Below are 11942 nucleotides of genomic sequence, written 5' to 3'. Positions count from 1 at the left end.
ACCTGGCTCCCAGCGGTGGTGCGCCGGTGCGGCACACCACCCCGCGATCCAGCGGCGCTCCGCGGCTGCGGGAAGGCTCTGCTCGGCCGGTCGGGCGTCCGTGGTGGACGCGGCCGAACCTACCCGCCGTTCACCGCTGCCTGTCAACACCCGCGCCACCTGCGACGCTTGGGTGAACGCCCAGGTCAGCCGGGAAGATCCGCAGGTCGTGGCGGAACGCCCGGCGAGCCGCCCAGGCGGCCGGAGCGCCCCCGTCTCACTCGTTCGGTCGTACGAACACCGTGTGTCCGCCGACCACCGTGCGCAGGCACACCGGCAGCGGGTTGCCGGGCGTCAGGTCGGGCAGGCCCGGCGTCCCCGAGCGGGGGTCGGTGGACCAGCGGGCGACCCGGTCGTCGGGGGCCTGGACGACCAGGTCACCGGCCTGCCAGACGGCGTAGTCGGCGGGCGCGCCGGGCACGAGGACGCCGGCGTCGTCGCGGCCGACCGCCCGCCAGCCGCCGCGGGTGTGGGCGGTGAAGGCGGCGCGGACGGAGACGCGGTGCTCGGGCGTGCGGTGGAAGGCGGCGGCGCGGACGGTGCCCCAGGGGTCCAGGGGGGTGACCGGGCTGTCGGAGCCGAAGGCGAGCGGCACGCCGGCGCGCAGCAGCGCCGCGTACGGGTTGAGGGTGCGGGCGCGTTCGGCGCCGAGCCGCTCGGCGTACATGCCGTCGTCGCCGCCCCAGGCCGCGTCGAAGGCGGGCTGGACGGAGGCGGTGAGGCCGAGCTCGGCGAAGGCGGCGATGGTCTCGGGGGTGAGCATCTCGGCGTGTTCGACGCGGTGCCGGGCGGCGCGGACACGGTGCAGGCCGACCGTCTCGGCGGCGGCCCGGACGCCGTCCACGACGGCGGTCACCGCGGCGTCGCCGATGGCGTGGAAGCCGGCCTGGAGCCCGGCCTCGGTGCAGGCGGCGACGTGGGCGGCGACGGCGGCCGCGTCGAGGTGGGCGGTGCCGGTGTGCGGGGCGTCGGCGTACGGCTCGTGGAGGCAGGCCGTGTGGGAGCCGAGCGACCCGTCGACGAAGAGGTCGCCGGCGGCGCCGGCGGCGCCCAGTTCGCGGACCCGCCGGGCGTCCTCGGCGCCCGTGACGGCCTCGGCCCAGTAGCCGACGACCCGGGGCAGCCCCTCCTCCCCGGCGAGCTCCAGCAGCGCGGTGAAGTCCCCCTCGTCGGAGATGTCCGGGCCGCCGCACTCGTGGACGGTGCCGATGCCGAGGGACGCGGCGTGGCGGAGGGCGGAGCGCTGGGCCCGGGCGCGCTGGGCCGGGGTGACCGCGCCGTGCGCGGCGGCCCGGACGGCGTGGTGGGCGGCGCCGGTGAGGGGCGCGTCCGGGTGGTAGCCGTCGAGGGCCGTGATGCCGGGGACGAGGTCGAGGAGCGCGGTGGTGACGACGGCGGAGTGCACGTCGATCCGCGGGAGGTACAGGGGGCGGCCGCCGGTCGCCTCGTCGAGCTCGGTACGGCTCGGGTGGCGCCGCTCGGGCCAGCGCGCGGCGTCCCAGCCGTGCCCCAGCAGGACCCGGTCGCCGGGCCGGGCGGCGGCGAAGTCCCGTACGCGTGCGAGCGCTTCGCCCAGGGTGCGGGCGCCGGACAGGTCGAGGCCGGTCAGGACGAGCCCGGTGGAGGTGGTGTGCACGTGGGCGTCGGTGAACGCGGGGGTGACCAGGGCGCCTTCGAGGTCGACCACCTCGTCCACGCCGGAGGCGAAGGCGTCGGCCGCGCCCTCCGACCCCACCCAGGCGACGTGGCCGCGCTCGACGAGCATGGCGGTGGCGAAGGGGTCGGCGGGGCTGTGGACCTCTCCGCCGCGCAGCAGCACGGTGGGGGTCTCCCCTGCTCGAGCGGGGTCGGCGGCGTGGGGAAGGTGTCGGCGCTCGGTCATGGTGACCAGCGTAGACAGCGCCGGCGACCGCGTCCGGCCGGGGGCGGACGCGGCCCCCGGGGCGGTCGCGCGGCGGGCGGCCGCGGCGGGTCAGACGCGGGGCGGCCTCGCCTCGTAGGGGGTGGAGAGGACCACCGTGGTGCGCGTGGAGACCCCGGACTGGGAGCGGATCCTGGTGAGCAGGTTCTCCAGCTCCAGCGGCGTCGCCACCCGGACCTTGAGGATGTAGTTCTCGTCGCCGGCCACGCTGTGGCACGCCTCGATCTCGGAGATGTCGGCGAGCCGGTCCGCGATGTCGTCGGGGGCGCTGGGGTCGAAGGGTTTCACCGAGATGAACGCGGTCAGCGGCAGGCCGACCGCCTCGGGGTCGACGACGGCGGCGTAACCGCGGATGACGCCGCGCTGTTCGAGGCGGCGGACGCGCTGATGCACCGCCGAGGTGGACAGGCCCGTGGCCTTGCCCAGGTCGGTGTAGCTCATGCGCCCGTCCTTGACGAGCAACTCGACGATCTGACGATCCAGCTCCTCCATGCGGTCAACCTATTGCCCCGGCGCCCCTCCGGCCCAGTCGGCCGGTCGCCGTACGGGCACCTGCGGGGGGCATGTGACCAATGCCACACGCCCACGGTCGCGGTGGTGCCGGACGGGACGGTTATCGGCCGGGTCCGCTGGGAATTGCTTGGTGTGGTCGGGGCCGCATGCCTGGTCGGCCCACCTGAGGGGGAGATTCTCCATGCAGGAGCCTGTTGATTCGGTCGAGGCCGATGAGCTCGACGCATACGACATGTTCGAGATGTTCCGGGTCGTCTGCCCGGACTGCGCGCAGCCCATCGCACTGCTCGCGGACGAGGACGCCCTGCCCGAGCACGCGCTGTGCCCGACGCCGTGGAACCCGTTCGTCCTGTCGGTGTGCACCGGTTCCGGACGGCCGGTGTCGGACACCCGGCCCGTCGACGAGGAGTCCGGGCCGCAGGAGCAGGAGATGGGACTGCTGCTGACGCTCCCTCAGGGGATCGACTGGCGCACGCAGCCGTTCTCGCACGTGGGCGGGCCGGGGTCCCGCCCGATCAAGGTCCCGCGGATGCGCGGCGCCTCCCCGCGCCTGGGGCGCGCCGCCTGACGTCCCGCCGGCCCGAGTCCTCCGCCCCGGCGCGCGCGAGCGCGGCCGGGGCGGCTTTCGTCGTGCCCGGGGCGCGGCGCGGGCCGGCGGCCGCGGGGCGCTGCGGGGTGCCGCGGGCCGGGAGCCGCCCCGAGGGCGGCGGGCGCCGGCCCGCGGCGGGGGGTCAGCGGCTCTCGGGGCCCGCGAGGTGGCGGGCGATGACCACGCGCTGGATCTGGTTGGTGCCCTCGACGATCTGCAGGACCTTCGCCTCGCGCATGTAGCGCTCCACCGGGAAGTCGGCGGTGTAGCCGTACCCGCCGAGCACCTGGACGGCGTCGGTGGTGACCTTCATCGCGGCGTCCGTGCAGAACAGCTTGGCCATCGCCGCCTGCCGGGAGAACGGCCGGCCCGCGTCCCGCAGCCGGGCGGCGGCCAGGTACAGGGAGCGGCCCGCCTCGATCTGCGTGGCCATGTCGGCGAGCAGGAAGCGCAGTCCCTGGAAGTCGGCGATGGGCCGGCCGAACTGGCGCCGCTCCCGTGCGTACGCGACGGCCTCGTCGAGTGCCGCCTGGGCGACGCCGACGGCGCAGGCCGCGATGCCCAGCCGCCCGGAGTCCAGCGCCGACAGGGCGATCGTGAAGCCCTGGCCCTCCTCGCCGATCCGGCGGGAGTCGGGGACGCGGACGCCGTCGAAGTGGATCTGGGCGGTGGGCGAGCCCTTCATGCCCATCTTCTTCTCGGGCGCGGCGGCGGTGAGCCCCCGCGCGTCGCCGGGGACGAGGAACGCCGTGACGCCGCGCGGGCCCTCGGCGCCGGTGCGCGCCATCACCGTGTAGAAGTCGGCGACGCCGCCGTGGGTGATCCACGCCTTGGTGCCCGTGATCACCCAGTCGTCGCCGTCGCGGACGGCCTTGGTGCGCAGGGAGGCGGCGTCGGAACCGGAGGACGGCTCGGAGAGGCAGTAGCCGCCGAGGAGGCCGCCGCCCAGCATCGCGGGCAGGTGCTCGGCCTGCTGCTCCTTGGTGCCGAACCCGGCGAGGCCGTGGCAGGCGAGGGTGTGGACGCTGACGCCGAGGCCGACGGTGAGGCGGGCGGCCGCCAGCTCCTCCAGGACCTGGAGGTACACCTCGTACGGCTGGTCGCCGCCGCCGTGGGCGGAGTCGTAGGGCAGGCCGAGCAGTCCGGCTTCGGAGAGGACGGAGAAGACCTCGCGCGGAAAGTGCCCGGCCTCCTCCTCCTCGGCCGCCCGGGGAGCGATCTCCCCCTGGACGACGTCGCGCACCAGGGCGATCAGATCCCTGGACTCCTCCGTGGGCAGCTGGCGGTCCACCGGCTGCGGGGCGCGGTCGGGCATTGCGGCGCTCTCCTCCCTGTCGGGCGCTGCGGCGGGCACGCGCGAAGGGTTGGGCGGCGCCGCCGGGTCTCACTGCTTCGCCGATGCTGCCCTTCCGGATCACGGAAACGGCAGTTCAGCGGCTGTGGCGGCACGAGTATGCCCGATCGGGTGCCTCCCGTCACCAGCGGAAAGACACCCTTCGGTAACGCTCGTTCACTTCCCGGCGGGAAAGGGGCGCCGGAGGCGTCAGAGGAGGCCGACCCGGGTGACGAGCATGGCGACGACGACGACCAGGACCCAGCCGAGGACGTGCTCGAGCACCGTGGGCCCGTCGTCCTGGGGGCCTCCGGTGCGGGCGCGGACGAAGGGGGCGGCGGCTGCGTTGGCGGTCATGGCATCTCGCTGACGTCGTACGGCTGTGGTCGTCCCCCCGTGCCCCTCCACAGTGCCAGCGGAAGGGCCCCCGTGGGGAGAGACCTTCCTCACGCCCCGGCCCCGGCCCGGCCGCCCGGCCCGGGGAGCGCCCTCGAAGACACGTCCTAGCGCACCCCGGCGTCCGCGAGGGCCCGGAGCTGGGCCGGGGTCGCCTCGGCGGGCCAGTACAGGTAGCAGACGCCGCCCGTGCCGGAGACGACCCTGCCGGCGGCGTCGTGGCGCCTGGTGCGCAGCCAGACGTTCTCCCACTCGCGCCGCCGGTAGACGCGGCGGACGGCCTGGTTGGTCGGGGACGCCGGGTCGTTGGCGATCACGTCGCCGTCGGCCGTGAAGCCGACGACGGTCATCAGGTGGCCGGCGGTGCCGTAGCCGGCGCCCGTCAGCTCGCCCTCCAGGAAGGACTGGGAGGTGATCACGGGGATGCCCGCGCCGACGAGGGCCTCCAGGTCGGCGAGCGAGCGCAGCCGGGTCACGACGGCGTTCATGCCGTCGTAGGTCGCGGCGTAGGCGGCGTTGAAGGGCCAGTTGCCGCAGCCCTCGTACCGGCTGTCGTAGGTGGCGCGGGCGGCGTGGCAGACCTGCGGATCGGCGTACTCGGGGTTCACCCAGGCCAGCTGGCGGGCGGTGGGGCGGCGGCCCCAGTACTCGACGACCATCTGCGAGGAGGTGGGGCTGCACCACGCCTCGCCGCCGTTGTCGTACTCGGGGTACCGGCCGACGTGGGTGTTCTGGGAGTAGCGCGGGACGATCAGCTCGCGGGCCACGCGGTGCCCGGCGGCGGGGACGGTGAAGCGGTCCGGTACGGCGGAGGCCATGGCGCCCAGCCTCCACACGGTCGGCGTGCGGCCGCTCCCGGGCGCGCGGTGGAGGGTGACGCGGAGCCGGTACGACGTGGGGCGCGGCCCGTTCGCCGGGTCGTCGACCGCGACGGTGTCGGTCCAGACGCTGGTGCGGCCGTCGCCCTGGCCGTCCACCGAGGCGCGGCGGATGTCGCCGTCGCCGGCGGCCCAGCGGGCCATCACGTACCACGGCGAGTCGGTGCCGTCCGGGTAGCCGGCGGACAGCTCGACGGTGATCCAGGTCCCGGCGGGCGTGTCGGCGTTCCATGACGCGACCAGCTCGGTGGCGGGGGCGGCCGTGGTGTGGCGGGGGGAGGTCCAGGTGGCGTACTCCCAGGAGGCGGTGGTGCCGGTGTGCGGGTCGGTGTGGTCGGCACGGCCGGCGGGGGTGCCGACGACGATGCCGGGGCGGGGTCCCGCGACGGCGCGGACGCCCTCGGCGGTGCCGGAGCGCCAGTCGGCGTGGGTGGTCCAGAAGCGGTTGTCGATCACCGGCTCGGCGCCGCCCCCGCCGGCGGGGCGCGGGGCGGCGGGGTGCGGGGCGGTGGCGGGGCCGGCGGCCGCGACCGGGGCGGCGGGGGCCGCGACGGCGGCGGCGGAGGCCGTGGCGAGGGCGGCGGCGAGCACGGTCCTGCGCGAGGTGGGTTCGGGCATACGGGCGTTCCCCCTGTCGGGTCGGCTGCGGTCCGGGCCCGCGGTGGTGCGCGGGAGACGGGTCGGCGCCGCCCACTATCGCCGCCGGACCCCGCCTCCGCCAGGCAATCCGCGCCCGGGTCCCCCGGGCAGCGGTGCCCCGGCACCCGCCGGGGCGCGTCGGTAGGGTGGCGGCATGCCCGAAGCCGCCGCCGGACCCGCCGACCCCGACGGCCGCACCGACCTCGGGGCGCTCGCCGCCGGGCTGCGCGCCCTGCCGCCGTCCTGCGGGCCCGTGCGGCTCGTCGCCGTGGACGGGCACGCGGGGTCCGGCAAGTCGACGTTCGCCGCGCGGCTGGCGGACGCCCTCGGCGGGGCGCCGGTCCTCCACCTCGACGACCTCGCCACGCACGACGAGCTGTTCGCGTGGACGGGCCGCCTGCGCGCGCAGGTCCTCGACCGGTTCGCGCGCGGCGAGGCGGCGGAGTACCGCCCCTACGACTGGGAGGCCCGCCGGTTCGGGCCGGCGCGGCGGCTGCCGCACGCCCCGGTCGTCCTGGTCGAGGGCGTGGGCGCCGGGCGCCGGGCGCTCCGCCCCCACCTGGCGCGGCTGCTGTGGATGGAGCGCGCCCCCGAGGAGTCCTGGCGGCGGGGACGGCACCGCGACGGACCCGCGCAGTCCGCTTTCTGGGACGGATGGACAGTGGCGGAGACCCGCCATTTCGCCCATGACCCGTCCCTGCCGTTCGCGGACATCCTGATACGTGAGTGCCAGGGGGGCTACCTGTGGCTGCCGAGGCGCCTTCCGGCCGCCGATTCGGAGCCGACCCATCACTCATCGTGACGATCGGCGGGGGGCTTCCGGGGGAGTCGGAAATCGGCCGCTCAGACTGCCTCAACTTCGCTTGACCGGGGGGCGGTACAGGTCTTACGTTCTCAATGTGCGGCTTTTCGGAGTCGCCGCAGACGCGAAGCCCCCGGTTGTTCCCCCGTGATCGGGGGCTTCGTTCTGCCCACCTTCCCCGTTCACCGCGGTGGTCCGGCCACCCGGCGCTCACCCTCGGTCACCGCCTTCGGCGCCCCCGTGAACGCCCCCCGAGCGCTGGTCGCGCCCTTAGTCGCGCACCGTGCACGCGGGTACGATGCACCCGGTGCGGTCAAAGCCCGTCCACGCGAAGGCGGTTCGGAAGGCCTGCGGCGGGACGGCTCCGGGGACACGTGTGGTGGGGGGACCCGATGGACATCGGCGCGCAGGGCACGCAGGCCCCGGCCGACCTCGCCTGGCTGCGCGGCGTCGACGCCTACACGATGGGCGCGTACCCCCAGGCCGAGGAGGAGTTCCGCACCGCCGTGCGGATCGACCCCGGCATGGCCGACGCCTGGCTCGGGCTGCACGCCCTGCGGGTCGACACGACGACCGCGCTGCTGCGGATGTACCACCACCGCGAGCGGTTCGGCGAGCAGCGGCGGCGCCACCGGCGGACGCTGAACTCCTGGTACTGGCTCGGCTGGTGGGTGCAGCCGGTGCTGGAGAGCCCCCGCGACCTGCTGCTCGCCCACGCCTCCCACTGGCTCGACGGCCGGCACGTCCCCGAGCTCGACCGGGCGCTGGCGGGGCTGCCGCCCGTGGACGCCGACCCGCAGGTGCGGTTCCTGCACGCCTGCCGGGCGTACCTGGTCAAGGACTGGGACCAGCTCGTCCGGCACACCGAGCCCCTCGTCGACGACCCGCTGCTGGGCATCGAGGCGGGGCTGTTCGGCGGCATGGCGCGGGTGCGGATGGAGATGTACGGGCAGGCCGAGCCGCTGCTGTCGGCGGCCCTGATGCGGTGCCGCAGCGAGCAGCCCCAGCGCAAGGAGCTGCGCTACTGGCTCGCCCGGGCGCACGAGGGGACCGGGCGCACCGCCGCCGCGCTGCCCCTGTACCGGGCGGTGCACCGGGTGGACCCGGCGTTCATGGACACGGCGGCGCGGCTCGCGGCCATCGCCGAGTACGACGGCTTCGACGGGTCGCCCGAGGAGACCGCGGGCCTCGCGGCGGTGTCCCTGGCGGGTGGCGCCGGGGCCGGCGCCGGGGCGGACGGCGGGCCGGGCGCCGACCTGCTGGACCCGGGGCTGGACCAGGACCTCGCGGGCCCCGTCATCCCGCAGCAGTCCGGGGCGGCCACCGGGCCGGGCGGGCCCGCCCCCGGGGCGCCGCCCGCCGCGCCCGTACCGCCCGGCGGCGTGCGGGAGAAGGCGCGCGGGGCCGGGGCGGGGCGGCCGGCGCCGCCGTTCCCGACGAGCCCGACGGACCCGGCGCTGCTGGCGCGGGCGCTCGCCGAGCTGGAGCGGATGGTCGGCCTCGACCCGGTGAAACGGCAGGTCAAGGCGCTCTCCGCGCAGCTGGAGATGGCCCGGTTACGGGCGGGCCAGGGACTTCCCGTACAGCCGCCGAAGCGGCACTTCGTCTTCTCCGGCCCCTCCGGCACCGGGAAGACCACCGTCGCCCGCATCCTCGGCCGGGTGTTCTACGCCCTGGGGCTGCTCGGCGGCGACCACCTCGTGGAGGCCCAGCGCGCCGACCTCGTCGGGGAGTTCCTGGGCCAGACGGCGGTGAAGGCCAACGAGCTGATCGACTCCGCGCTCGGCGGCGTCCTGTTCGTCGACGAGGCGTACTCGCTGTCCAACTCCGGCTACAGCAAGGGCGACGCGTACGGCGACGAGGCGCTGCAGGTCCTGCTGAAGCGCGCCGAGGACAACCGCGACCACCTGGTGGTGATCCTCGCCGGCTACCCGGAGGGCATGGACCGGCTGCTCGCCGCCAATCCGGGGCTGTCGTCCCGGTTCACCACGCGGGTCGACTTCCCGTCGTACCGGCCGGCGGAGCTCACCGAGATCGGGAAGGTGCTGGCGGCGGCCAACGGCGACGCGTGGGACGAGGAGTCGCTCGACGAGCTGCGCTCGATCAGCGGCCACGTCGTGGAGCAGGACTGGATCGACGAGCTGGGCAACGGCAGGTTCCTGCGGACCCTGTACGAGAAGTCGTGCGCCTACCGCGACCTGCGGCTCTCCGGGTACGCGGGGACGCCGACGCGGGAGGACCTGGCGACGCTGCGGCTGCCGGACCTGATGCAGGCGTACGGCGAGGTCCTCTCGGGCCGCGGCCCCGGCAGCCGCGACCCGCAGGACCCCCAGCCCCCGGTGTACTGACCGCGCGGCCACCGGGCGCCGCCGCTACGCCGGAAGGGCGCCCGCCTCCGGGGACGGCCTCGGATCCGCGACGCGGACGCGGTGCGCCGGGTCCCGCACCTCGCCCACCAGCATCTCCAGCACGTCCTCCAGGGCGACCAGGCCCAGCACCCGGCCCGACCCGTCCGCGACCTGCGCCAGGTGGGCCGCCGCGCGCCGCATCACGGTCAGCGCGTCGTCCAGCGGAAGCTCGGCCCGCAGCGTCGCCATGGGCCGCCAGACGTGCTGCGGCACGGCCCGGTCCGGGTCCTCCAGGTCCAGGACGTCCTTGACGTGCAGGAAGCCGAGGAACACCCCGCCGCCCTCCGGGCGCACCGGGAACCGCGAGTACCCGGTGCGCACGGTGAGGGCCTCGACCTGGGCCGGCGTGACCGACGGGGGGACGGTCACCAGCGCCGTACGGGGCATCATCACCTCCCGCACGGGCCGGGTGCCCAGCTCCAGGGCGTCCTCCAGGCGCTCCTGCTCGGCCGGGGCGAGCAGGCCCGCCTGGCCGGCGTCGCCGACGAGCCGGTTCAGCTGCTCGCTGGTGAAGACGGCCTCCACCTCGTCCTTCGGCTCGACCCCGAAGGCCCTGAGCACGGCGCCGGAGCAGGCGCCGAGGGCCGCGGTGACGGGACGGCACAGCCGGGCGAAGCCGACCAGGGCCGGGCTCAGCCACAGCGCGGTCCTCTCGGGGGCGGCCATCGCCAGGTTCTTCGGGACCATCTCCCCCACCACGAGGTGCAGGAAGACGACCACGGCGAGGGCGATGACGTAGCCGAGGGGGTGGACCAGGCCCTCGGGCAGGCGCACGGCGTGGAACACCGGCTCCAGCAGCCCCGCCACGGTCGGCTCCGCGACCGCGCCGAGGGTGAGCGAGCAGACGGTGATGCCGAACTGCGCGGCGGCCATCATCTGCGGCAGGTTCTCCAGGCCGTGCAGGACCTTGCGGGCCCGTTTGGAGCCGAGCTGCTCGACCTGGCTGCGGCGGACGGAGACGAGGGCGAACTCGGCGCCGACGAAGAAGCCGTTCGCGAGCACCAGCAGGGCCGCGAAGAGGAGTTGGAGGGCGCTCACCGGGCGGCCTCCGCCACGTCCGCCGTGCGGACCAGCCGGACCCGTCCGGCGCGGTAGCGGTCCACCTGGCGGACGAGGAGCCGCCAGCCGGGCAGTTCGGCGCGGTCGCCGGGGGCGGGGATGCGGCCCAGCAGGTCGGCGACGAGCCCGGCGACGGTCTCGTACGGGCCCTCGGGGACCTCCAGTCCTATCCGTTTCAGCTCGTGCACCCGGCAGCTGCCGTCCGCCTCCCAGGCGGGCCGGCCGTCCTCCGGTGCGACGGCGGCGAGTTCGGGCTGGTCGTCCGCGGCCGCGTCGTGCTCGTCGCGGACCTCGCCGACCAGTTCCTCGACGATGTCCTCCAGGGTGACCACGCCCGCCGTGCCGCCGTACTCGTCGACGACGACGGCGATGGGCTGCTCGCTGCGGAGCCGCTCCAGCAGCGCCTGTGCGGGCAGCGTCTCGGGGACGAGGAGGGGCGGGACGGCGATCCGGCCCACCGGGGTGCGCAGCCGCTCGGGCGCGGGGACGGCGAGGGCGTCCTTCAGGTGGACCATGCCGACGATCTCGTCGATGCGGTCGCGGTACACGGGGAAGCGGGACAGGCCCGTCGCGCGCGTGAGGTTGAGGACGTCCGCCGCGGTCGCGTCGGACCGCAGGGCGCTGACCCTCACCCGGGGCGTCATCACGTGCTGCGCGGTGAGCCCGCCCAGCGACAGGGTCCGTACGAAGAGGTCGGCGGTGTCCTGTTCGAGGGCGCCGGCCCGGGCGGAGTGCCGCGCGAGGGCGACGAGCTCGCCGGGCGTACGGGCGGAGGCCAGCTCCTCGGTGGGTTCCACGCCCATGAGCCGCACCAGCCGGTTGGCGACGGCGTTCAGCAGCGCGATCACGGGGCGGAGGGCCGACGAGAACGCGTGCTGCGGGCCGGCGACGAACCGGGCCACCTGGAGGGGCCGGGACACCGCCCAGTTCTTCGGGACGAGTTCGCCGACCACCATCTGCAGGGCGGAGGCGGCGAGCATGCCGACGCCCACGGCGATCCCGGACACGGCGCCCCCGGGCAGTCCGGTCGCGGTGAGCGGGCCGCTCAGCAGCCGGGCGAGCGCCGGCTGCGCCAGCATGCCGACGACGAGCGAGGTGAGGGTGATGCCGAGCTGCGTGCCGGACAGCTGGAACGACAGTTCCCGCAGGGCCCTGACGACCGTGCGGGCCCGCCGGTCGCCGTTCGCGGCGGCCCGTTCGGCGTCGGCCCGCTCCACGGTCACCAGGCCGAACTCGGCGGCGACGAAGAAGCCGTTGGCGAGGATCAGGACGAAGGCCGCGCAGAGCAGCAGGAGGGGGACGGTCATGCCGCCGCCTCCTCGGGTGCGATGGGGGCGGCGGAGGTACTACCGGACGATCCGTCCA

10 protein-coding genes are annotated in these 11942 nt (G+C 75.7%); 3 read left to right on the top strand and 7 right to left on the bottom strand.

Annotated features, from left to right (window positions below; translation table 11 throughout):
* Positions 1-256: 256 nt before the first annotated feature.
* Together IE106_RS28830 and IE106_RS28825 are read right to left on the bottom strand one after the other, a co-directional pair.
* Positions 257-1921 carry an amidohydrolase gene (locus IE106_RS28830; protein ID WP_189538186.1) on the bottom strand — a complete coding sequence of 555 codons (1665 nt, stop codon included), beginning with the start codon at positions 1919-1921 and terminating at the stop codon, positions 257-259.
* 90 nt (positions 1922-2011) lie between these two features.
* Positions 2012-2452, bottom strand: a complete 441-nt coding sequence (locus tag IE106_RS28825; RefSeq protein WP_189538185.1) for an Lrp/AsnC family transcriptional regulator — start codon at positions 2450-2452, stop codon at positions 2012-2014.
* Between the two features lie 202 nt (positions 2453-2654).
* Here IE106_RS28825 and IE106_RS28820 point away from each other — a divergent pair, with 202 nt between their 5' ends.
* Positions 2655-3041, top strand: coding sequence for a hypothetical protein (locus tag IE106_RS28820; protein ID WP_189538184.1), 387 nt, complete (start codon positions 2655-2657; stop codon positions 3039-3041).
* Positions 3042-3204: 163 nt separating this feature from the next.
* Here IE106_RS28820 and IE106_RS28815 read toward each other — a convergent pair whose 3' ends face one another.
* The 3 genes from IE106_RS28815 to IE106_RS28805 form a co-directional block, all read right to left on the bottom strand.
* Positions 3205-4377, bottom strand: a complete 1173-nt coding sequence (locus IE106_RS28815; protein WP_189538183.1) for an acyl-CoA dehydrogenase family protein — start codon at positions 4375-4377, stop codon at positions 3205-3207.
* A gap of 228 nt (positions 4378-4605) precedes the next feature.
* The gene (locus IE106_RS28810) at positions 4606-4752 is read right to left on the bottom strand and encodes an SCO1431 family membrane protein (protein ID WP_189538182.1); all 147 of its coding nucleotides are present in this window, start codon (positions 4750-4752) and stop codon (positions 4606-4608) included.
* Positions 4753-4898: 146 nt separating this feature from the next.
* Positions 4899-6287, bottom strand: a complete 1389-nt coding sequence (locus IE106_RS28805) for a C39 family peptidase (RefSeq protein WP_189538181.1) — start codon at positions 6285-6287, stop codon at positions 4899-4901.
* A 175-nt stretch (positions 6288-6462) separates the two neighbouring features.
* On the opposite strand from IE106_RS28805, the gene IE106_RS28800 reads away from it, so the two are divergent.
* Positions 6463-7110 (top strand): uridine kinase family protein, encoded by a 648-nt coding sequence (locus tag IE106_RS28800; RefSeq protein ID WP_189538180.1) that lies wholly within the window; start codon positions 6463-6465, stop codon positions 7108-7110.
* Between the two features lie 392 nt (positions 7111-7502).
* Positions 7503-9458, top strand: a complete 1956-nt coding sequence (locus IE106_RS28795) for an AAA family ATPase (RefSeq protein ID WP_189538179.1) — start codon at positions 7503-7505, stop codon at positions 9456-9458.
* 24 nt (positions 9459-9482) lie between these two features.
* Here IE106_RS28795 and IE106_RS28790 read toward each other — a convergent pair whose 3' ends face one another.
* Positions 9483-10556, bottom strand: coding sequence for a hemolysin family protein (locus IE106_RS28790; RefSeq protein WP_189538178.1), 1074 nt, complete (start codon positions 10554-10556; stop codon positions 9483-9485).
* Entirely contained in the window at positions 10553-11884 is a 1332-nt protein-coding gene (locus IE106_RS28785; RefSeq protein ID WP_189538177.1) for a hemolysin family protein, read from the bottom strand. The genes IE106_RS28790 and IE106_RS28785 overlap by 4 nt, the downstream gene beginning before the upstream one ends.
* Positions 11885-11942: the final 58 nt, after the last annotated feature.

The sequence above is a fragment of the Streptomyces roseolilacinus genome (assembly GCF_014649335.1).
Taxonomy (GTDB): Bacteria; Actinomycetota; Actinomycetes; order Streptomycetales; family Streptomycetaceae; genus Streptomyces; species Streptomyces roseolilacinus.
Note: the sequence above shows the minus strand (reverse complement) of the source record. Positions and strands in the feature narration are given on the sequence as shown.